We start from the raw sequence: 19,850 nt of genomic DNA, 5'->3' as shown, positions 1-19,850 counted from the left end.
GAAGATCGCGCCGGTGTCGAATGTCAGGCCGGTTCGGCAAATCCGTGTTTGCGCATCCAGCCGGCCTCGTCCTCGAAACGCTCACGGTTCTTTTTCGGTTCGCCGCGCTGCACGACAAAGCTGTCGAAGGGACTGTATCCGAGGAAATCCTCGCAACAGATCTGCATCACGCCGGGCATGCCATCGGCCCAGTTGCCGGTCAGCATTTCCCGCCGGATGCGGATAGCGCGCGCGGGATCGAAACGGACGAGATCGCCCGGAACGGTTGTCAGCGAAGTGAACGCGGTGAATTTCGCCGCAGTCACGTCGATCGCCCAATCGACGTCGCGGTAATAACGGACCATCTCTCCCTGCCACATGTCCGAGAACCGGGGGCCTATCGCAGGTATCTCATAGGGATCGGTACCGAAGCGGAACAGCGTTGTGGTCAGCTTGCCGCGCAAGATGACGTGCCGGAACACGCAGCCGTCCAGCGTGAAATAGCCCGGTCCTGCCTGTCCCATCGTGTCGATCAGGCAATCTTCGACCGCCGTGCCGCTGAGCGCGCAATTGTAGTGTCGGCAGCCGATTGCCTCGCAATCGCGGATGGTGCGCCATTCGCCGGGATGGCGGCTGGCCAGCATCGTGCCCATCACCTCACAATTTTCGAGGCGGTAACCCGAAACGTGGGCCGGATGATCGCGCCCGCTCAGCGTGCGCAGATCCAGCTCCTGTCCGACAATCACTTTCATCGCGCCGCTCCAGCCCTGGTTAGTGCCGACTGCACCGCCGACGCGATGGTCTTGCGCCCGTCGAGTTCGTGGCCGGTCAGAGGCGGCAGGAAATGGAGCGTGACCGGCAATTCGGCAACGCGGCCAAGGATCCTGAAGAAATTGTCGAGCCCGGGTTCATCGCCCGCCCATGCGATTTCTTCGGCCAGATCGCCGAAATCGACAAGCACCGGCTGAACCGCAACGTCGCGGGGCGGGGGATCGATGGCGGACAGCAGCGCACTCTTGAACGGAAGCAGGTCCCTTCCGTTGCCCGTGGTTCCTTCGGGAAACAGGGTGAGGACCGGCGAGCGTTCGAGCGCGCTTCGCACCTGGTCGACCTGTCTGGCCACGGTGGCGCGGCGGGTGCGGGCGATGAACACGGTGTCGTTCATCTCGCACAGCCATTTGAGGAAAACACTGTCGGCAAGCCCGTCATGAGCGACGAATGCCGTGCCGGTGGACGCGGCAAGGATAGGAATGTCCAGCCAGCTTACATGATTGGCCAGCAGGATCGTGCGATCGCCGGCACGTTCGCCGCTGCGAGTGATATTCACGCCTGCGATAAGGCATATCCCACCCAAGAAGATGCGGGGCAGGCGACTTTTGCGGTATATGAGCTGTGACGCGAAATGGGCAGGGATGCAGGCCAGAAGCCAGCCGATCATCGCGGTGATACGGATGCCGATCAGCATGCCGCGCATGCGATCAGTCCCGGTCCAGCCTCACGCCATAAAGCTCCATCCTGTGGTCGACGAGGCGAAAGCCGAGGCGTTCGGCGATCTGCCGTTGCAGCGCCTCAAGCTCTGGATCGACGAATTCGACGACCTTGCCCGTTTCCACATCGATCAGGTGATCGTGATGCGATTCCGGCGATGCTTCGTAACGGGCCCGTCCGTCACCGAAATCGTGACGATCCAGAATGCCCGCTTCCTCGAACAGGCGGACCGTGCGGTAAACCGTGGCGATAGAAATGCGCGGATCGATGGCGACCGCACGTTCGTGCAACCGTTCGACATCGGGATGGTCTTCGCTGTCGGAAAGGACGCGGGCGATCACGCGCCGCTGTTCGGTAATGCGAAGGCCGCGTTCCGCGCACACCGCTTCAATGTCGATACGATTGGTCAAACTTCAGGAACCTTCGAAACGCAGCAGGTTGCCGGGCAGGGCGATAATAGAAGCCCAGCGCCAATCCGCAACCTGCTGCGTATTCGATTTCGACAGTCGCAATAAGGTGCGGTGTCAGGCTTTCTTCGCAGCGGCCTTGCGGCGGCCCGGCTTGCGCCCAAGACCGATCTTCTTAGCCAGTTCGCGGCGCTTATCCGCATAGTTGGGGGCAACCATCGGATAATCTGCCGGCAGGTTCCAGCGCGCGCGGTATTCTTCCGGCGTCATGTTGTAATGGGTCATGAGATGACGCTTGAGCATTTTCAGCTTCTTGCCGTCTTCAAGGCAGACGATGTAGTCGGGCTTGACCGAGGCGCGGATCGATACCGCCGGTTCGGGCGGTGTTTCCGGCTCGCTCGCCTCGCTGCCGAGACCTGCAAGCGCGCTGTAGATGTTGCTGATCAGCGTAGGCACTTCTTCAACCGCGACCGAATTGTTGCTCACATGAGCCGCAACGATGTCCGAAGTTAGCGTAATCAGCGTTTCCTTCATGTCCATGGCGGACTGTTCCATCTCGAAATTACCTTTCTTCTCCGGCCAATTCGATAACGCGCGGGGGTGCGTTGTAGGGGGAGAACATGTTCGATTGGCCGTGGCTGGCTATACGTGGTCATATCGCTCTCAACAAGCGGTTCTTTTGGAGAATAATACATGATGAGTTAGCGATTTTTTGTAATTACGATGTATTTAAATTCATGAATTAATCGTACTTTCTACATAGTTTTCCCAACTGATGCAGAAAGCGTCAGTGCGTTTCGTAAGTTGCCATCGGCGCCGCGATAGTATGCTTTGCGCAATCCGACTTGGTGAAAGCCGAAACTGTCATAGAAATGACGGGCCGGATTATCGTCTCTCATTTCAAGAAACAGCCGAGTAGTTCCGCGATCTGTAGCGGCCGAAAACAAGTGGCGCAGCAGTCGCGAGGCGAGACCAATGCGGCGATATTCCGGTGCCACGGCGATGAGCAACAGCTCTTCTTCGTCGCAAATCTGGCGGGTCAGGTAGAACCCTGCCGTTTCCACTGCCGCGGTGGGCGGCCCGATCACGCCGCTCGCATCGATGATTGCGTAGCGCGTGCCGGGGATCATGAGCGCCGACAGCAATTGCTGTTCGTTCCAAGCCTCTCCGTAGATCGGATCGAACGCAGCCAGCATCACGTCCATCATGCCGGAGAGTTCGGCGCGCGTTGCTGTCACGCCATCCCCCCGCCAGCTGGCTTCGCATCCGGCGCGCGGCCATAGATCGGGCGGATATCGTCCAGCAGCGCAGTTCGGGGAAGCGCGGCAAATGCGCGCGCATCGGGGGAAAGCGGCATCGCTTCACCGTGTTTGCGAAGTTCGATCAAGGCTTCGGCGCGGCTGCCGACAGCTAGAGCAGGCAGCCCGGCTTCGGCCGCCGCCTCAGGTTTCAGCGACCGGACCGGAGCCGTGCTCCGACCTTCGGCGTCGAAGCTTTCCACGAACCATTCGCCATGCCCGCCGGCATTGACGACGGCCAATTCCTGCTCTCCGGCTTCGATCCGGGCCTGCGCGGCAAGCAGGGCGAGTGTAGAATAGCCCACCAGCGGGGCGTGCCACGCAACGCCAAGCGCTTTCGCAGCGGCAAGCCCGACGCGGATGCCGGTAAAGCTGCCGGGGCCGAGTGCCACGGCGATGCGATCCGCGCGGCCCTTGTCCGGAAGTGCAGCGATCATCGGCACCAGCCGTTCGGCATGGCCGCGACCCAGTGCCAGCCATTCGCCGGCAACAAGTCCGGAGCCTTCGAACAGGGCGACGGAACAGGCGTCCGTCGCGCTGTCGATGACAAGCGTTCGGGTCATGTCGGGCTGACGCGGCGGCGGATCAGGCCGCGCGCACCTCGCTCACTTCGGGAACGTAGTGCTTCAACAGCCCTTCGATCCCCTGCTTCAGCGTTGCGGTAGAGGACGGGCAGCCCGCGCACGCGCCCTGCATGGTCAGGTACACGACACCTTCGCGAAAACCGCGATAGATGATGTCCCCGCCGTCGCCTGCCACTGCCGGGCGAACGCGGGTTTCGATCAGTTCCTGGATCTGCGCGACGATATCGGCATCCGCCGGATCATCCTCGAACTCGTCATCCGCCGGAACAGCGATCGCGGCGGCATCGCCGCCGGTGAAGAGCGGGGCTTCCGTTACGAAATGGTCGAGCAGGACCGCCACCACCTGCGGCTTCAACTGTGCCCAATCCGTACCGGGCGCGGCGCTGACCGAAATGAAACTGCTGCCGTAGAACACGTTGGTAACATCGCCGAGCGAGAACAGCGCGGAGGCGAGCGGCGAGATTTCCGCCGCTTCGGGATCGGCGAATTCGCGGGTGCCGTCCGCCATCACCTGCCTGCCGGGCAGGAACTTGAGAGTGCTGGGGTTCGGGGTCGTTTCGGTCTCGATAAACATGGTGCCGATTTAGGCCCCTTCGCGCCGCGTTCAAGCGCTGATTTCAGCCGGTCGGGCGCAATCGCCGCAAAGGAATGACGGTCATGTTCACTGGCGCTTCACGCTTGGCGACCATATATCTCGAATTATGACCTTCCTGCATCGTGTTGCGCCAGCCGGCGTCCTGCTCGCCTCCGTCCTTTCTGCTCCCGCATTTGCCCAGCCGGCTCCGGCTGCGGAAGCGGTGCGCGAATGGCCGCAGGTGGAGATGGAGCGGCCATGGATCTATCGCGGCAGCGACGTGCCGCCCGATCCGGAATGGACGTTCGGTGAATTGTCGAACGGCGTGCGTTACGCGGTGCGTTTCAACGAAGTGCCGCAGGACCAGCTTTCGATCCGCGTGCGCATCGATGCCGGATCGCTGCACGAAACGGAAAGCGAGCGCGGTTTCGCCCACCTGATCGAACATCTGACCTTTCGCGAATCGAAATATCTGAAGCAGGGGCAGACGATCCCCCGCTGGCAGGAACTGGGCGCGACGTTCGGTTCCGACACCAATGCCGAAACAACGCCGACGCACACCGTCTACAAGCTCGATGTGCCGGACATGAACCCGACGAAGCTGGACGAGACGTTCCGCCTGCTTTCCGGCATGGTCGAGGCGCCCACTCTGACCGAGGCGGGTGTGCGTACCGAAGTGCCGATCGTGCTGGCCGAAATGCGGGAGAATGGCGGCGCGGGCAAACGCGTTGGCGATGCTACCCGCGAAACCTTCTTCGCCGGAATGCGTCTTGCCGACCGGTCGCCCATCGGCACGGTAGCAACGCTGGAAGCGGCAAACCAGAAAAGCGTGCGCGCGTTCCATCACCGTTGGTACCGGCCCGAAAACACCGTGATCTCCGTGGCCGGTGATGTCGATCCGGCGGTCATGGTCCAGATGCTGGAGAAGTATTTCGGCGGCTGGAAAGTTTCCGGCAGTGTCGAGGCCGCGCCCGATTTCGGTAAGCCTGCGCCGGGGCCGGATGCAAAGGGTGCAGAAGGCGCGCTGGCGCCGGTCGATCGCCTGTCCGTTCTCGTCGAACCGGACTTGCCCACGAACGTCACCTATGTCGTGATGCGTCCGTGGGAGAAGGTGGCCGACACCATCGTCTACAACCAGGGTCGCCTGACCGACCAGCTGGCCATGGCGATCATCAACCGGCGACTGGAAAGCCGCGCACGCGACGGCGGAACCTACCTTGCCGCGCAAGTGGGGCAGGACGACGTCAGCCGTTCCGCCGACATGACATTCGTTTCCGTCCGTCCGCTGGGCGACGACTGGCGCGGGGCGCTGGCCGACGTGCGCGCGGTGATTGCCGACGCCATCGATTCCCCGCCGAGCGAGGCGGAAATCGCCCGCGAATTCGCCGAGTTCGAGAATGCCTTTGCGATCGGCGTCGAAACGCAGTCGGTGCAGCAGGCGTCGGACCTGTCGAACAATATCATAGAGGCGGTCGACATCCGCGAGACGGTTGCCGCGCCCGATACCGTGCTGAAAGTCCTTGCCGGAATGAAGGGCAAGGTCACTCCGGACCTGATCCTGCAGCACACGCGCGAGCTTTTCTCCGGATCCGTAGTGCGCGGGCTGCTGAATGTGCCCGATGCCACCGATGGCGATGCCGCCGCGTTCCGCGCGGCCATGCTCGCTCCGGTCGAGGCGGACGGTTCGGCGCGGGTCGAGGACAAACAGATTTCCTTTGCCGAACTGCCCTCGCTCGGCACGCCCGGTACGCTGGTGTCGCAGACGCCCACCGGCATCCTCGATGTCGAGACGCTGACCTTGTCGAACGGCGTCAAGGCGCTGGTTTATGCCAGCGATGCCGAACCGGGCCGCGTATCCGTGCGCGTGCGTTTCGGTGAGGGGTACAAGGCGTTCACGGCAGAGGATGCGCCCTATATCGACCTTGGCGAATATGCGCTGATGGGTACGGGCATCGGTACGCTGTCGCAGAATGATCTCGACCAGATTTCCACCGGTCGCAAGATGGGGCTCGACTTCACGATCGGCGATGGCGACTTCATGTTCGGCGCGGAAACCCGCGCGGCCGATCTTGCCGACCAGCTCTACCTCTTCGCCGCCAAGTTGCAGATGCCCCGCTGGGACGAAAACCCGTTCCTGCGTGCCAAGGCGGCGATGCAGTCGAGCTACGACAGTTACGGCACTGCGCCGCAGGGCGTGATGCAGCGCGATCTGGAAAGCCTGCTTCGCGGCGGCGATCCCCGTTTTGCCACGGCGACGCCGCAGGAACTGGAGCGCGCGACCTTCGCCGGTTTCCGCAGGGTTTGGGAACCGATCCTTGCCAGCGGACCGGTGCAGGTCGAGATCTTCGGCGATTTCGACAAGGCGCAGGCGATCGATGCGCTGAACCGCACCTTCGGCGCGCTGCCCCCGCGGGAGGCGGCCAAGCCGCAGCCCGACCTGTCGAACCTGCCCAAACCGTCGGATGTTCCGGTGGTGCTCACCCATCGCGGCGATGCCAATCAGGCGGCTGCAATCATCGGCTGGCCCACGGGTGGCGGGCGTGACCGCGTTCGCGTTTCGCGCCAGCTGGCGATCCTGTCGGAAGTGTTCAACAACCGCCTGTTCGATGCCATGCGTGAACGACTTGGGGCAAGCTATGCGCCCAACGTCGGGTCGCGCTGGCCGCTTGATCGTGACAATGGCGGCATGATCCTCGCCATGGCGCAGCTCCAGCCCAAGGACGTGCCCGCCTTTTACGAGGAAGCTCGTAAGATCGCGGCGGCCCTGTCCACCACCCCGCCGACGGCAGAGGAACTGGCCCGCGTTACAGAACCGCTGCGCCAGATGATCAGCCGCGCATCGAGCGGCAACGGTTTCTGGCTGCGCGAATTGGGCGGTAGTGCCAACGATCCGCGCCGGCTGGACGATATCCGCACGATCATGCCCGACTATTCGGAAACGACGCCGGAGGCGATGCGGATGCTGGCCGGGGCCGCGCTGGACAACACGCGCGCCTTCGAAATCGCGATCGTGCCGGAGGGTATGGAGGCTAGCGCCAAGAAGTAGGGTTTCACTCGCCACGCGGGCATCCTGTCGCCTTGTCCGATCACTGTGATCGGACTATTTGCGGCTGAAACCTTTGCATTGCGCCGGTCTTGGGCGTATTGGCGGGCAATTCCGACAATTCGGACGATATTCAAGCGCCGCCCGACGGGATGGCGGCGACGAAGATACACTGCGAAGATCAAGTCAGGCGGAGCACGTAACGTGGCAAGCAACTGGAGCCCGGAAAGCTGGAAGGCATTCGAAGGAAGGCACCTTCCCGAATATGCCGACAAGTCGGCACTCGCCGATGCAGAGCAGCGCCTTTCGACGTATCCGCCGCTGGTGTTTGCCGGCGAAGCCCGCGCGCTGAAGGACGACCTTGGCGAAGTCGCGAACGGTCGCGGTTTCCTGCTTCAGGGCGGCGACTGCGCGGAAAGCTTTGCCGAATTCCACCCCGACAACATCCGCGACACATTCCGCGTGCTGCTGCAGATGGCCGTCGTGCTGACGTTCGCAAGCAAGCAGCCGGTGGTGAAGGTTGGCCGCATGGCGGGCCAGTTCGCCAAGCCGCGTTCGGCCCCCACCGAAAAGCAGGGCGATGTCGAGCTGCCGAGCTATTTCGGTGACAACATCAACGACATCAATTTCGAGGAAGCGGGCCGCCAGCCCGACCCCGAACGGATGGTCCGCGCCTATAGCCAGGCGGCGGCGACGCTAAACCTGCTGCGCGCATTCGCGACCGGCGGTTATGCAAACTTGCGGCAGGTGCACCAGTGGACGCTGGAACACATCGGCCGCAGCCCGTGGGGCGAACGTTTCGCGCAGATGGCTGACCGCATTGGCGAGGCGCTGGACTTCATGGAAGCGTGCGGCGTGAACCCGGCCGAGGTTCCCCAGCTTCAGGGCACCAGCTTCTATACAAGCCACGAAGCTCTCCTGCTCCCCTATGAGCAGGCGCTGACACGTCGCGATTCGCTGACCGGCGACTGGTACGACACCAGCGCGCATATGCTGTGGATCGGCGATCGCACCCGTTTCGAAGGTTCGGCCCATGTCGAATACTTGCGCGGTGTCGGCAACCCGATCGGCATGAAGTGTGGTCCTTCGCTGGATCCGGATGCGTTGCTGAAGATGCTCGACACGCTGAATCCGGGCCGCGAGGCAGGCCGCATTACGCTGATCAGCCGCTTCGGGCATGAAAAGGTGGAGGCAGGGCTTGCCCCGCTGGTCCGTGCGGTAAAGCGCGAAGGCCACCCCGTCGTCTGGTCTTGCGACCCGATGCACGGCAACGTCATCAAGGCGGCTTCGGGCCTGAAGACCCGCCCGTTCGAGCGCATCTTGTCGGAAGTGAAGGGCTTCTTCGCGGTCCACCGTGCAGAGGGTACGCATGCCGGCGGCATCCACATCGAGATGACCGGTCAGGACGTGACTGAGTGCACCGGCGGCGCCGTTGCCATCACCGACGAGGGGCTGTCGGACCGTTATCGCACGCATTGCGACCCGCGTCTCAACGGTGCGCAGTCGATCGAACTGGCGTTCCTGCTGGCCGAAGAGCTGAATGCCGAGGCCGCGGTGCGCAAGGCGGAAGCCGCCTGATTTTCACGGAAACGCAGGGTTGCGAGGCTTGATCACGGGTTAATTTGCCCCGCCTCGCAACCGTAACGCGTCTGGCGCATTGTAGGGGCATGGAAAATGCCCACCGCAAGGTCGCCCGTGACACCTCAAGGCAGGCGACCCCCACGCTGGCAGAGCGGTTCCGGCGCACCCGTGCGCTGAGCGAGGCGCTTGTCGCGCCGCTGTCCGATGCGGACGCGACGATCCAGTCGATGGAGGATGCCAGCCCCGCGAAGTGGCATCTCGCGCATACGACATGGTTCTTCGAAACATTCCTGCTGCGCGACCATCTCGACGGCTATTCGCGTTTCGACGAGCGTTATCCGTTCCTGTTCAATTCGTATTACGAGGCGGAAGGCTCGCGCATCGGTCGCTTCTCGCGCGGGATGCTGTCGCGGCCTTCGCTGGAGGAAGTCATCGCTTTCCGTCACGCCGTTGACGAGGCGATGGAAGCGTTGCTGGGGCGCGAAGACTGCGCGGACCTGATCGCATTGGGCGTCGCGCACGAGCAGCAGCATCAGGAACTGCTGCTGACGGATATCAAGCACGCCCTGTTCCAGAACCCGCTCGGTCCTGCGATCTACGCAGAGCCTGCACCGGCATTTCAGGAATTGAACGAAGGGTGGATCGAATATCCGGGCGGCATCGCCCAGATCGGCCATAACGGCACCGGCTTCGCCTTCGACAACGAAGGCCCGCGCCACCGCGTCCTCCTCGAACCGTTCGCGCTGTCACGCAGCCTCGTCACCAACGGGCAGTGGGACCAATTCATCGCGGACGGCGGCTACCGTGATCCCGCTCTCTGGCTTTCCGACGGCTGGGCGTGGGTTCAGCGCGAGGGTATCGCAGCACCGCTTTACTGGCACGATGACGAGCAATTCACGCATGCCGGATGGCAGAAGCGCGAGGGCGATGCGCCAGTCACGCACATCTCCTATTTCGAGGCTGATGCCTTCGCCTCCTGGGCGGGCCACCGCCTGCCGACCGAGTTCGAATGGGAAGCGCTGGCAGCCACGCAAGACCCGTCATCGGGCGACCAGCTGGACGAGGCTGGGCCCGTCCTGCCGCGTGCGACTTCTTCGTTGTTCGGCTCTGTCTGGCAATGGACGCGCAGCGGCTATCTTCCCTACCCGCGCTTCAGCCCTGCCGCAGGCGCGGTCGGCGAATACAACGGCAAGTTCATGAGCGGACAGTGCGTTCTGAAAGGCGCGTCCTGCGCCACGGTTCGCGGCCACTCGCGGGCCAGCTACCGCAACTTCTTCTATCCGCACCAGCGCTGGCAGTTCACCGGCCTGCGCCTTGCGAAGGATAGCTAGGGCGAAGGATATCAAGGAGCGCCAATGCCGGTTCAGGAAGCACTTCGCATCATCGACGAGGATGACAGCGGCATCGACCGCGCCTTTCGCAACGACGTTCTGCAGGGCCTGTCGCAGGACCGGAAGGCAATCCCCGCCCGCTGGTTCTATGACGAGCGCGGATCGGAACTGTTCGAGGAAATCACGAAGCTCGACGAATACTATCCGACACGTGCCGAAACGGAGATCCTGAAAGACAACGGCGCGGCGTTTGCCGATGCCATCGGGGCAGGGGCGGCAGTGGTCGAATTCGGTTCGGGCAGTTCGGCAAAGACACCGCTTCTGCTGCAGGCGATCGATCCGGCGGCCTATGTTCCGATCGACATCTCCGGAGATTTCCTGCGCGCGTCGTCAGAACAGCTGGCCGCGAAGTTCCCCTCGATCCCGGTGTGCCCGGTAGAGGCCGATTTCACCAAGAAGGTCACGATGCCCGCCGCGATTGCGGGCATGCCGCGCCTCGGCTTCTTTCCCGGTTCGACCATCGGCAATCTTGTCCCGCGCACGGCGGTCGATCTGCTGCGCGAAATGCGCAACACGCTTTGCGACGGGGCGGAAAAGCCTGCGAAGCTGCTGATCGGCATGGACCGTGTGAAGGATACAGCCGTGCTGGAGGCGGCCTATGACGACGCCCGCGGCGTGACGGGGGCGTTCAACCTAAACGTCCTGCATCGCATCAATCGAGAACTGGATGGTACGCTTCCCGTCGGAGACTTCATTCACCGAGCGATCTGGAACGATGACATTGCCCGGATCGAGATGCATCTGGAAGCCCGCCGCGATCTTGCCTTTTCCGTCTGCGGCCGCCGTTTCACCATGCACAAGGGCGAGACGATCCATACCGAAAACAGCCACAAGTACACCCGCCGCAGCGCCAACGCGCTTCTGCTGGCGGGCGGCTGGACGCCGGTAAGCCACTGGCGCGATGCGCAAGATCGTTTCATGCTGATCCTTGCGGAAGCAAGCCCGCTGCGCATGGCGCCCTGAACGGCGCAATCGTGGCAGTTTCATTGCAGTTGCGAACTTGCGCAGCGGCACTATCGGGGCTAACGGCAGCGCTCCCTTAGCGGCCCCGCAATCGTGCGGGTGTTTCCGCGCGAACATATGCAGCGAGTAGTTGAAATGGGTTACCGGGTAGTCGTCGTCGGTGCGACCGGAAATGTCGGTCGCGAAATGCTCACCATCCTGGCAGAGCGCGCGTTCCCGATTGACGAGATCGCCGCCGTCGCTTCGCCCCGTTCGACCGGCACCGAGATTGAATTCGGCGAAACCGGCAAGATGCTCAAATGCAAGAACATCGAGCATTTCGACTTCTCCGGATGGGACATCGCCCTGTTCGCGGCGGGCTCCGGCCCGACGGCCGAATATGCGCCCAAGGCTGCTGCTGCGGGCTGCGTCGTGATCGACAACTCGTCGCTCTACCGCATGGACCCGGACGTGCCGCTGATCGTGCCGGAAGTGAACCCGGACGCGATCGACGGCTATACGAAGAAGAACATCATCGCGAACCCCAACTGCTCGACCGCGCAGATGGTCGTCGCGCTGAAGCCGCTGCACGAAGCGGCGAAGATCAAGCGCGTCGTCGTCGCCACGTACCAGTCGGTTTCCGGCGCGGGCAAGGCGGGCATGGACGAGCTGTTCGAACAGAGCCGTGCGATCTTCGTGGGCGATCAGGTGGAACCGAAGAAGTTCACCAAGCAGATCGCCTTCAACGTGATCCCGCACATCGACGTCTTCCTCGACGACGGTTCCACCAAGGAAGAGTGGAAGATGGTCGCCGAAACGAAGAAGATCCTCGACCCCAAGGTCAAGGTCCACGCCACTTGCGTGCGCGTGCCGGTCTTCGTCGGCCACTCCGAATCGCTCAACATCGAGTTCGAGGAAGAAATCTCGGCAAAGCAGGCCCAGAACATCCTTCGCGAAGCGCCGGGCGTGATGCTCGTCGACAAGCGTGAGGACGCCGGATACGTGACGCCGGTCGAATGCGTGGGCGACTATGCCACGTTCATCAGCCGCGTCCGCGAAGATCCGACGGTCGACAACGGCCTCGCGCTGTGGTGCGTGTCTGACAACTTGCGCAAGGGCGCGGCCCTCAACGCGGTGCAGATCGCGGAACTGCTGGGCCGCCGCCACCTCAAGAAGGGTTGATGACCGCACCTGCTCTCGAAAACGTCACGGCGGCGGACGGCACGAAGCTTGCCGTCCACCGCACGGGCGCGGGAAAGCCGATCGTGCTGTTGCACGGGTTGTTTTCCAGTGCAGAGGTGAACTGGATCAAGTTCGGCACGGCGCAGATGCTGGCCGATGCCGGGTTCGACGTGATCATGCCGGACTTGCGCGCACATGGCCTGTCGGAGGCTCCGCACGGGGACTATGCGCATAACGTGCTGGTCGACGACCTGCGCGCGGTGATCTCGCACTACCAACTTGGCACTTTCGATCTTGCGGGCTTCTCGCTCGGCGCGCGCACCTCTCTCAATGCCGTGATCGACGGTGTGCGGCCCGAACGGCTGGCGCTGGTCGGCATGGGCTGGGAAGGGCTGGCCGGCTGGGACAAGCGTATCGCCTTCTTCGTGGATGCCATCGACCGGTTCGATGAAATCCGCATGGGCGACGCCGCGTTCTTCGCGAAAAGCTTCATGAAGACGCAGAAAGTGGACCGCGTTGCCGCCCGCGCGCTGCTGACTTCCATGCAGGGCACCGACCTGTCGAACCTTTCCGCCGTGACGATGCCGACGAAGGTCATCAACGGCGACAAGGACAACGACAACGGTTCGGCCCAAACGCTGGTCGAAAAGCTGCCCAACGCGACGTTTGCCGAGATTCCCGGCACGCACATGAGCTGCGTTTCCGAACCCGCGCTGGGGCAGGAACTGGTGCGCTTTTTCGCGGACTGATCCTTAGCGGAACGGCGGCTCGTTGCCCCCGCTGTTCAACGAAACGGCGGTTCGTTGAATGCGCGCAGCTTGCGGCTATGCAGCCGGTCGCCTTCCGCCTTCAGCAATTCGCACGACCGGATGCCGATCTGCAGGTGGCTGGCGATCGCCTGCTCGTAGAAGCGGTTGGCCTGTCCCGGCAGCTTCAGTTCGCCGTGGATCGGCTTGTCCGACACGCAGAGCAGCGTTCCGTAGGGCACGCGGAAGCGATAGCCCTGTGCCGCGATCGTTGCGGATTCCATGTCGATCCCGACCGCGCGTGACAGGGACAGGCGATGTCCGGTCTTGGTCACGCGAAGTTCCCAGTTCCGGTCGTCGGTGGTGACGACCGTGCCCGTACGCATACGCCTCTTCAGGTCTGCACCCGCCGTGCCGCTGATCTCTTCGGCAGCACCGGCCAGTGCCTGCTGAACCTCTGCAATGGCGGGAAGCGGGATTTCGGGCGGCAAGACAGCGTCGAGCACATGATCGTCGCGCAAGTAGGCATGGGCCAACACATAGTCGCCGATCTTCTGGCTGGGCCGCAACCCGCCGCAATGGCCGATCATCAGCCATGCCTCTGGCCTCAGGACCGCGAGGTGGTCGGTAATCGTCTTCGCGTTGGACGGGCCGACGCCGATGTTGACCAGCGTAATGCCCCCGCGGTTGGGCGCGACAAGGTGATAGGCCGGCATCTGGTGACGCCGCCAAGCGGTGTCGGACAGGCGCACCCGCGCGTTCCCGGTCTTTTCGGTCAGCATCATGCCGCCGGCACCTGCCAACGCGGAAAAGCCGCCTTCGCCCAGCTGCCCGCCGGCCCAGTCCACGAATTCGTCGACATAGCGGTGGTAGTTGGTGAAAAGAATAAAACGCTGGAAATGTTCGGGATTGGTCCCTGTGTAATGCTCCAGCCGCGCGAGGCTGAAATCCGTGCGCAGGGCATCGAACAGGGACAGCGGCATCGGGTCGCTCGGCTCGAAAGCGTCGATCCCGTCGGCCAGTTCGTCCCCGATCAGCGACAGTTCGGTGGCGGGAAAATGGCGCGCAAGTTCCAGCGGGCTGACCCCTGCCAGCACGGCGCCTGCCTCTCCATCGACGACGTAAGGGAACGGGATCTCCTGCCGCGACCGGCCGACTTCGATCTCGACGCCGTAATCGGCAATTAGCAATGACAATTGTTCGGCAAGGTAATCGCCGAACAGCCGGGGCCGCGTGACGGTCGTGGCATATGTGCCGGGCCGGGTCAGTCGCCCGAATGCGCGGCTGACCGTGGCGGGGGCATCGCTTTCGCGAAACTTCAGGCGCACTTCGGGATAGGCGTAGGTGCCATCGCTGCGATTGGCCGCATGGGGGCGGGTTCCGTCTCGCGCAAAGGCCAGCAGGTCGGCGCGAAGGCTGTTCTTCGCCGCGTCGTAGATCCGGGTGATCTCGGCAATGATTTCCGAAGTGTTCTTCATGGATGGGATCTAGCGCCGGATGCGTGACAATTCAAAGGCGTGTTGTCGCAATCGGCATCGACATCGAACAGGTGGCGGCAGTTTGATCATTTTGCTTGGCGCTTGCCGTGCGACAGTCTAGCGGGCTGCCACGATGCGAAAAATGCTTCGCCTGCAACGCCCTAGCGCATGGGTCTGGCTGCTGCTGGCAGCTGCCATCTTCATGCGCGCGGTCATGCCCACCGGGTACATGGCGCAGGCGAAGGGCGACGAAATCGTCGTCGGCATCTGCAATTCGGATGCGACATGGCGCATCCCGCTTCCGGCCAAGCACGACAAGGCTAAGGATCACAAGAACCAGGCGCCGTGCGCCTTCGCCGGATTTGCCCAAGCCGCGATTACAACCCCGCCATCGCCGCAATTTGTAGCGCCCGATCCGGTTGTAGAGATCCGCACACCGCACCCGGTTCGTCCGTTCTCTACAGCGCCGCCCCGACTTCTTCCGCCTGCCAGAGGCCCGCCGCTTCCTGTCTGACCCGATTGCCCGCGCATCTTGGCGCAGGGCCGGACCATTTTTCAGACAGGAAATATTGCAATGAAAACGCTTCTTACGAGCGGTGCTGCGGCACTGCTCATCGCTGGCGCACCCTTGGCGCATGGACAAACAGCGGGGCTTTCGTCCTCCGCTGAAAACCCCGAGATCACGGTCACATCCCCGTTGCTCCACCCGAGCGCCGGGCTGATGAATGACCACATGCACGAAGGCGGAGAGGCCATGATCGGCCTTCGCTTCGAGCGTCGCCGCTATTCGGGCGAGAACATCAGCGGCACCGACACGATCGCCGATGCCGATATCCTTGCCGCAGGCTACACCGTGCGCGCCCAGTCCATGGAAATGGACATGGTCATGCTCGACCTGATGTACGCACCTTCGGACAAGGTCACGCTGATGGTGATGCCGCATTACATGTGGCACCGCATGGAGATGGTCGGGATCGACCCCATGGCGGGTGATATGGACATGGGCATGAGCGATGGACATTCTGGCCACGCCATGTCGCTGGGATATGGCCAAACCCATGCGCACGGCACGGAAGGTTTCGGCGATACGCTAGTGTCAGCCTCCTACCGTTTGATGCAGGATCGTCGCGTGCGGGCCCATGCTACGCTGGGGCTGTGGCTGCCGACCGGTTCGACCGAGCGGAAGAATGCCGACGGGACTTATGTGCACTACATGATGCAGCCGGGCGGCGGGACATGGGATCTGGAGCCGTCCGTCACCGTATCCGGTTCGCAAGGCGCGGCAGGCTGGGGCCTCCAAGGGTCCTACCGCTGGCGGACGGCTGCCCGCAATGATGCGGGATTTGCGTTTGGCGACAAGGCGCAAGTGAGCGTGTGGGGCAGCTATTTGCTGGCGCAGGGGCTGGGGGCGACCATTCGGGCCGAATACGAACATGAAGGGTCGATCGGTGGCCATTACGACGGGCCGCACAAGCATTCCTCTCCGGCCGACCGTCAGGAAAACTACGGCGGAGACACCGTGTCGCTAGGCCTTGGTTTCAACTGGCTGCTTCCGGTTGGCACGCGAGCACCGCAACTCTCCACAGAGATCGTGGTGCCCGTGCATCAGGACCGGAACGGCATCCAGATGCCGCAGGACTGGAGGCTGTCAGTGGGCCTAAGCCAGACGTTCTGACGTGAACGGGAAGGCGCAAGGGGACTACCCTTGCGCCTTTTCGGCGACTTTCGCGCGCAGTTCACGGGCAACTTCGCGGCGGCATTGGCGGCGGATGGCGGGCGCTGTCATCGCCGATGTGTCACAGGCCGACATGGCGGCTTGCACGATACGGCGGTCCAGCGCTTCGCGGTGGGACAGTTCGACCTGCGTAAAGCTGAACGTGACAGTGCTGTCTTCCGCCATTGCGGGTTGGGTGATGCCCAGCGCAAGGCTGGTAGCGATTATGATGGTGGTCGTACGTGGCATCGTCCTTCTCCTTTGATGCAGGAGATTTTGGACTTGATGCGATCGCGGCTATAGTTCGCGGGGCATAGCAGGCGGCTATGGAATCCGTAGCGCGAAAGGGGCGGGCGATGGATGCGGAACCTGGAGAGTGCCCGGAACCGGATACGCATTGCCCCGCCAGCAAGGCGGCGGACCTGATCGGCGACAAGTGGGTGCTGCAGATCGTGCGGGCAATGCTGCTCGGTGCGCGCCGTTATTCGGACCTGGCGCAGGCGATCCCGCGCATCTCTCCTGCCGTGCTCAGCGCCCGGCTCAAAACGCTGTGCGAGCAGGGTATCATAGTGCGGCGCGAAGGGGCAGGTGCGACATCCCCGACCTATCGCCTGACCCCTTCGGGGCGGGAACTGCAGCCGATCGTGGAGCAGCTTGCCGTTTGGGGCATGAAGTGGGCGGCCCGCAACGTGCGGGAGGGAGATGTCGATATCGGGGCACTGATGTGGGACCTGCACCGATGCCTGGCAGTATCGGAACTGCCCGATGGCGAAACGGTCATCCGCATCGGGCTGAAGGATGCAGAGCGGTATCCGGCGTGGTGGATCGTTGCCGCAGGGCACTCTGTCGATCTGTGTTGCGACGATCCGGGCAAGGATGTCGATGTCTACCTGACTTGCGGACTTGCCGACCTGATCGCGCTGTGGCGGGGCGAGGTGGAGGTTCGGGCTGCGGTCGAGGAAGGAACGCTGCTGATCGACGGTCCGCGAGATCTGGTCCAGTCGGTCCACCGCTGGTTTCCGCACTCTCCGATGGCGGCAAGCTGACGTGAAAAGGGCGCGGGAAGCGATCTGCTCCCCGCGCCCTTTTTCATGAAGCGCCGATGGCTGGGAAGGCTCAGGCCTCCTCTTCGCCCTCGACCTCTTCCTCGACCGCGATTTCGCCGGGTTCGGCGTTCGGGTCGAAGGCTTCGGTGAAGCCGCCCTTTTCCTGTGCTTCTTCCTCGAACATCGCGGCAAGGACGTCGACGCCTTCGCTCTGCAGCGAGGCTTCGTCATCCGAGCGGGCGACGTTGGTCTTGACCGTGACGCGCACTTCCGGGTGCAGGGCGATAGTCACGTCGAACATGCCGATGGTCTTGATGGGCGAGCCCATGATGACCTGCTTCTTGTCGACGTCGAAGCCCTTGTCCTTCAGCGCGATGGTGATGTCGCGGACGTTGACCGAGCCGTAGAGCTGGCCGGCGTTCGACGAGGCGCGGATCAGGACGATCTCGGTGCCATCGAGCTTTTCGCCGGCCTTTGCAGCGTCGGTGCGGCGTTCGGCGTTTTCAGCCTCCAGCCGTTCGCGGTTCGCTTCGAAGACCTTCTTGTTGGCTTCGTTCGCGCGCAGGGCCTTCTTTTCGGGAAGGAGGTAGTTGCGCGCATAGCCGTCCTTCACGGTGACGACGTCACCGATCGAGCCCAGCTTCTCGATGCGTTCGAGCAGAATGATATCCATGGATCCGCTCCTTACTTAACGATGTAGGGCAGCAGGCCGATCTGGCGTGCGCGCTTGATCGCCTTCGACAGCTCGCGCTGCTTCTTGGCGGAGACGGCGGTGATGCGCGAAGGCACAATCTTGCCACGCTCGGACATGAAGCCCTGCAGCAGGCGCACGTCCTTGTAGTCGATTGCCGGAGCGTTCTTGGCAGAGAACGGGCAGGACTTGCGGCGGCGGAAAAACGGACGGGCCATCTCAGCGATCTCCCCGGCGGCCGCGGCGTTCACGGTCGTTCTTGCGCATCATCACCGAGGGACCTTCCTCGTGCTCTTCGACCTTGATGGTCATGTAGCGGATGACGTCTTCGTTGATACGGGTCTGGCGTTCGAGTTCCGCAACGACACCGGCGGGGGCGTCGATGTTCAGCATCACGTAGTGAGCCTTGCGGTTACGCTCGATCTTGTAGGCGAGGTTCTTCAGGCCCCAGGTCTCCATCTTGGTGACCTTGCCTTCGTTGGCCTCGACGATTTCGGTCGCGGTGTTCGCAAGCGCATCGACCTGAGCCTGGCTCAGGTCCTGGCGCGCCAGGAACACATGCTCGTAAAGCGGCATGCGTCTTGTCCTTGTATCTATGCCGATCGGCTGACCTTTGCACCGGATGTGCAAGGCCCCTCCGGCCTTCTGCTTTCCCCGCTGGACGGCGGAGAAGCCGGGCGCATAGCCGATTCCGGCCAAAAGGCAAGCACAAAGGGCAGCAAGGCATGTCGTGCAGGGTGACAAAGGTGACACCCTGTCACCCGGATCGACCAGCGCGTGAACCGCAGAAAACCGGGGGTTTTGAAGCACAGCGACTGGGTGACAGGGTGTCGGGGAAATCGGGCTGGCCGGGGCGATGAGCATGGTGCGAAGGTGTAGTGCCTGCGCACGATGTAGGAAAATAACGCCGACGACCAGACGGCGTTTGCGGATACTAACCCTCTGCTATCGTTACCAGCCGATTTCGGATGTCACGAAAATTCAGGAAGCTTGGAAGTTCGCTATCGCCCGGCTCCATGGTGTCCAATGCCGCCAGCGCGGCAGCGGCTGTCGGCCCGACGTCGTCACTGCGTTCCGCCCCGATGAGAGATGTTGCAATCAGCACGGCGGGCATTTGTTCGTCCAATGGCAAGGCATGGTGCTCTTCCAGTCGCGTGCGCACCCGATCGTACATATCGGAACGCTTGCTGACCGCAACGAGAAGAGCCTGATCCATGTACGCACCAGTTCGATGCATCGGATGGTTTCGTTCGGTTTCGATTGCGTCTTCCAATGCTGCGATTGCGCCGTCGATGTCGCCCGACGCCGCAAGCGCGGTCCCAAGGTACAATCCCGCTCGTGCATGCTGGTCCGGTGTGTCGAGCGTCAGCACCTTGCGACACAATTCAGCCGCAACCGCGGGATGCGAGGCCAGCAACGTGTAGGCCTGGATATTCAGATACTGGGCCTTGTTGCGCGCCCGTTCCAGGCAGCTGAAGAAGGCTTGCGCGATCTCGTCGTTCCATTCGATCTGGCGATACCAATCAGACATTCGGCGATCCCTCCCGAATCAGCGCACGACGTTGTCCCGAATATCATCAAAGTCCGCTTTGCACTCCCCAATTGCCCTTATCTTTCAATGCCCCCGCGTTGCAGATTTCGCAACCAACCCGACGAAATCATCACGCGCGGCGCTTGCGGCAGATCAATTCGCAGATGCAACATCG

The 19,850-nt window shown here is 62.6% G+C and carries 22 protein-coding genes; 9 read left to right on the top strand and 13 right to left on the bottom strand.

Translation table 11 applies throughout. The features are described 5' to 3' along the window. Positions 1-23: 23 nt before the first annotated feature. The 7 genes from A7A77_RS04150 to A7A77_RS04120 form a co-directional block, all read right to left on the bottom strand. Positions 24-731 (bottom strand): hypothetical protein, encoded by a 708-nt coding sequence (locus A7A77_RS04150; RefSeq protein WP_066554048.1) that lies wholly within the window; start codon positions 729-731, stop codon positions 24-26. Beyond that, on the bottom strand, positions 728-1,453 hold the full coding sequence (locus tag A7A77_RS04145) for a lysophospholipid acyltransferase family protein (RefSeq protein WP_066554046.1): 726 nt from the start codon (positions 1,451-1,453) through the stop codon (positions 728-730). The genes A7A77_RS04150 and A7A77_RS04145 overlap by 4 nt, the downstream gene beginning before the upstream one ends. A gap of 4 nt (positions 1,454-1,457) precedes the next feature. After that, positions 1,458-1,877 carry a Fur family transcriptional regulator gene (locus A7A77_RS04140; protein WP_066554044.1) on the bottom strand — a complete coding sequence of 140 codons (420 nt, stop codon included), beginning with the start codon at positions 1,875-1,877 and terminating at the stop codon, positions 1,458-1,460. A 114-nt stretch (positions 1,878-1,991) separates the two neighbouring features. Further along, entirely contained in the window at positions 1,992-2,429 is a 438-nt protein-coding gene (locus tag A7A77_RS04135) for a Ros/MucR family transcriptional regulator (protein ID WP_066554043.1), read from the bottom strand. A 200-nt stretch (positions 2,430-2,629) separates the two neighbouring features. Continuing rightward, positions 2,630-3,082 carry a GNAT family N-acetyltransferase gene (locus tag A7A77_RS04130; protein WP_066554479.1) on the bottom strand — a complete coding sequence of 151 codons (453 nt, stop codon included), beginning with the start codon at positions 3,080-3,082 and terminating at the stop codon, positions 2,630-2,632. Between the two features lie 26 nt (positions 3,083-3,108). Then, positions 3,109-3,735, bottom strand: coding sequence for a tRNA (adenosine(37)-N6)-threonylcarbamoyltransferase complex dimerization subunit type 1 TsaB (gene tsaB, locus A7A77_RS04125; protein WP_066554041.1), 627 nt, complete (start codon positions 3,733-3,735; stop codon positions 3,109-3,111). A 22-nt stretch (positions 3,736-3,757) separates the two neighbouring features. After that, a complete protein-coding gene (locus A7A77_RS04120; RefSeq protein WP_066554038.1) occupies positions 3,758-4,330 on the bottom strand; it encodes a NifU family protein in 573 nt (190 codons plus the stop codon). A gap of 127 nt (positions 4,331-4,457) precedes the next feature. Between A7A77_RS04120 and A7A77_RS04115 the strand changes: the two genes are divergently transcribed. From A7A77_RS04115 to A7A77_RS04090, 6 genes are all read left to right on the top strand, one after another. Then, the gene (locus A7A77_RS04115) at positions 4,458-7,376 is read left to right on the top strand and encodes a M16 family metallopeptidase (protein ID WP_245638386.1); all 2,919 of its coding nucleotides are present in this window, start codon (positions 4,458-4,460) and stop codon (positions 7,374-7,376) included. Between the two features lie 201 nt (positions 7,377-7,577). Continuing rightward, the gene (locus tag A7A77_RS04110) at positions 7,578-8,951 is read left to right on the top strand and encodes a class II 3-deoxy-7-phosphoheptulonate synthase (protein WP_066554032.1); all 1,374 of its coding nucleotides are present in this window, start codon (positions 7,578-7,580) and stop codon (positions 8,949-8,951) included. Positions 8,952-9,040: 89 nt separating this feature from the next. Further along, a complete protein-coding gene (gene egtB, locus A7A77_RS04105; protein ID WP_066554029.1) occupies positions 9,041-10,285 on the top strand; it encodes an ergothioneine biosynthesis protein EgtB in 1,245 nt (414 codons plus the stop codon). A 24-nt stretch (positions 10,286-10,309) separates the two neighbouring features. After that, entirely contained in the window at positions 10,310-11,308 is a 999-nt protein-coding gene (egtD, locus tag A7A77_RS04100; RefSeq protein ID WP_066554027.1) for an L-histidine N(alpha)-methyltransferase, read from the top strand. Between the two features lie 135 nt (positions 11,309-11,443). Next, complete coding sequence (locus A7A77_RS04095; RefSeq protein ID WP_066554024.1) at positions 11,444-12,469, top strand: aspartate-semialdehyde dehydrogenase; 1,026 nt, start codon at positions 11,444-11,446, stop codon at positions 12,467-12,469. Then, complete coding sequence (locus tag A7A77_RS04090) at positions 12,469-13,218, top strand: alpha/beta fold hydrolase (RefSeq protein WP_066554021.1); 750 nt, start codon at positions 12,469-12,471, stop codon at positions 13,216-13,218. Before A7A77_RS04095 ends, A7A77_RS04090 begins: the two co-directional genes overlap by 1 nt. Before the next feature lie 35 nt (positions 13,219-13,253). Here A7A77_RS04090 and A7A77_RS04085 read toward each other — a convergent pair whose 3' ends face one another. After that, positions 13,254-14,693, bottom strand: a complete 1,440-nt coding sequence (locus A7A77_RS04085) for an AMP nucleosidase (RefSeq protein ID WP_066554018.1) — start codon at positions 14,691-14,693, stop codon at positions 13,254-13,256. 133 nt (positions 14,694-14,826) lie between these two features. Here A7A77_RS04085 and A7A77_RS04080 point away from each other — a divergent pair, with 133 nt between their 5' ends. Beyond that, positions 14,827-15,207, top strand: coding sequence for a DUF2946 family protein (locus A7A77_RS04080; protein ID WP_066554015.1), 381 nt, complete (start codon positions 14,827-14,829; stop codon positions 15,205-15,207). Positions 15,208-15,267: 60 nt separating this feature from the next. Beyond that, entirely contained in the window at positions 15,268-16,368 is a 1,101-nt protein-coding gene (locus tag A7A77_RS04075) for a transporter family protein (RefSeq protein ID WP_066554008.1), read from the top strand. A gap of 24 nt (positions 16,369-16,392) precedes the next feature. Here A7A77_RS04075 and A7A77_RS04070 read toward each other — a convergent pair whose 3' ends face one another. Next, entirely contained in the window at positions 16,393-16,656 is a 264-nt protein-coding gene (locus tag A7A77_RS04070; protein ID WP_082835884.1) for a UrcA family protein, read from the bottom strand. A 107-nt stretch (positions 16,657-16,763) separates the two neighbouring features. Between A7A77_RS04070 and A7A77_RS04065 the strand changes: the two genes are divergently transcribed. Beyond that, positions 16,764-17,453, top strand: a complete 690-nt coding sequence (locus tag A7A77_RS04065) for a winged helix-turn-helix transcriptional regulator (RefSeq protein ID WP_066554004.1) — start codon at positions 16,764-16,766, stop codon at positions 17,451-17,453. A 70-nt stretch (positions 17,454-17,523) separates the two neighbouring features. Here A7A77_RS04065 and rplI read toward each other — a convergent pair whose 3' ends face one another. From rplI to A7A77_RS04045, 4 genes are all read right to left on the bottom strand, one after another. Next, positions 17,524-18,126 carry a 50S ribosomal protein L9 gene (gene rplI, locus A7A77_RS04060; protein ID WP_066554002.1) on the bottom strand — a complete coding sequence of 201 codons (603 nt, stop codon included), beginning with the start codon at positions 18,124-18,126 and terminating at the stop codon, positions 17,524-17,526. Between the two features lie 11 nt (positions 18,127-18,137). Beyond that, a complete protein-coding gene (gene rpsR / locus A7A77_RS04055; RefSeq protein ID WP_066554477.1) occupies positions 18,138-18,362 on the bottom strand; it encodes a 30S ribosomal protein S18 in 225 nt (74 codons plus the stop codon). A 1-nt stretch (position 18,363) separates the two neighbouring features. Beyond that, positions 18,364-18,720: a 30S ribosomal protein S6 gene (rpsF, locus tag A7A77_RS04050; RefSeq protein WP_066554478.1), complete on the bottom strand. Its 357-nt coding sequence runs from the start codon at positions 18,718-18,720 to the stop codon at positions 18,364-18,366. Positions 18,721-19,078: 358 nt separating this feature from the next. Then, entirely contained in the window at positions 19,079-19,675 is a 597-nt protein-coding gene (locus A7A77_RS04045) for a tetratricopeptide repeat protein (protein WP_066554000.1), read from the bottom strand. Between the last annotated feature and the right edge of the window lie 175 nt (positions 19,676-19,850).

Source organism: Croceicoccus bisphenolivorans, assembly GCF_001634625.1.
Classification (GTDB): domain Bacteria; phylum Pseudomonadota; class Alphaproteobacteria; order Sphingomonadales; family Sphingomonadaceae; genus Croceicoccus; species Croceicoccus bisphenolivorans.
The sequence above is the reverse complement of the archived record's forward strand: the minus strand, read 5'-3'. Positions and strand labels throughout refer to the sequence as shown.

Excerpts from the sequence above, each read along its gene's own strand:
- A7A77_RS04150 (WP_066554048.1), bottom strand. The coding sequence starts at position 731 with ATGAAAGTGATTGTCGGACAGGAGCTGGATCTGCGCACGCTGAGCGGG.
- A7A77_RS04145 (WP_066554046.1), bottom strand. The coding sequence starts at position 1,453 with ATGCGCGGCATGCTGATCGGCATCCGTATCACCGCGATGATCGGCTGG.
- A7A77_RS04135 (WP_066554043.1), bottom strand. The coding sequence starts at position 2,429 with ATGGAACAGTCCGCCATGGACATGAAGGAAACGCTGATTACGCTAACT.
- A7A77_RS04130 (WP_066554479.1), bottom strand. The coding sequence starts at position 3,082 with ATGATGGACGTGATGCTGGCTGCGTTCGATCCGATCTACGGAGAGGCT.
- tsaB (WP_066554041.1), bottom strand. The coding sequence starts at position 3,735 with ATGACCCGAACGCTTGTCATCGACAGCGCGACGGACGCCTGTTCCGTC.
- A7A77_RS04120 (WP_066554038.1), bottom strand. The coding sequence starts at position 4,330 with ATGTTTATCGAGACCGAAACGACCCCGAACCCCAGCACTCTCAAGTTC.
- A7A77_RS04115 (WP_245638386.1), top strand. The coding sequence starts at position 4,458 with ATGACCTTCCTGCATCGTGTTGCGCCAGCCGGCGTCCTGCTCGCCTCC.
- egtB (WP_066554029.1), top strand. The coding sequence starts at position 9,041 with ATGGAAAATGCCCACCGCAAGGTCGCCCGTGACACCTCAAGGCAGGCG.
- egtD (WP_066554027.1), top strand. The coding sequence starts at position 10,310 with ATGCCGGTTCAGGAAGCACTTCGCATCATCGACGAGGATGACAGCGGC.
- A7A77_RS04095 (WP_066554024.1), top strand. The coding sequence starts at position 11,444 with ATGGGTTACCGGGTAGTCGTCGTCGGTGCGACCGGAAATGTCGGTCGC.
- A7A77_RS04090 (WP_066554021.1), top strand. The coding sequence starts at position 12,469 with ATGACCGCACCTGCTCTCGAAAACGTCACGGCGGCGGACGGCACGAAG.
- A7A77_RS04085 (WP_066554018.1), bottom strand. The coding sequence starts at position 14,693 with ATGAAGAACACTTCGGAAATCATTGCCGAGATCACCCGGATCTACGAC.
- A7A77_RS04080 (WP_066554015.1), top strand. The coding sequence starts at position 14,827 with ATGCGAAAAATGCTTCGCCTGCAACGCCCTAGCGCATGGGTCTGGCTG.
- A7A77_RS04075 (WP_066554008.1), top strand. The coding sequence starts at position 15,268 with ATGAAAACGCTTCTTACGAGCGGTGCTGCGGCACTGCTCATCGCTGGC.
- A7A77_RS04070 (WP_082835884.1), bottom strand. The coding sequence starts at position 16,656 with ATGCCACGTACGACCACCATCATAATCGCTACCAGCCTTGCGCTGGGC.
- A7A77_RS04065 (WP_066554004.1), top strand. The coding sequence starts at position 16,764 with ATGGATGCGGAACCTGGAGAGTGCCCGGAACCGGATACGCATTGCCCC.
- rplI (WP_066554002.1), bottom strand. The coding sequence starts at position 18,126 with ATGGATATCATTCTGCTCGAACGCATCGAGAAGCTGGGCTCGATCGGT.
- rpsR (WP_066554477.1), bottom strand. The coding sequence starts at position 18,362 with ATGGCCCGTCCGTTTTTCCGCCGCCGCAAGTCCTGCCCGTTCTCTGCC.
- rpsF (WP_066554478.1), bottom strand. The coding sequence starts at position 18,720 with ATGCCGCTTTACGAGCATGTGTTCCTGGCGCGCCAGGACCTGAGCCAG.
- A7A77_RS04045 (WP_066554000.1), bottom strand. The coding sequence starts at position 19,675 with ATGTCTGATTGGTATCGCCAGATCGAATGGAACGACGAGATCGCGCAA.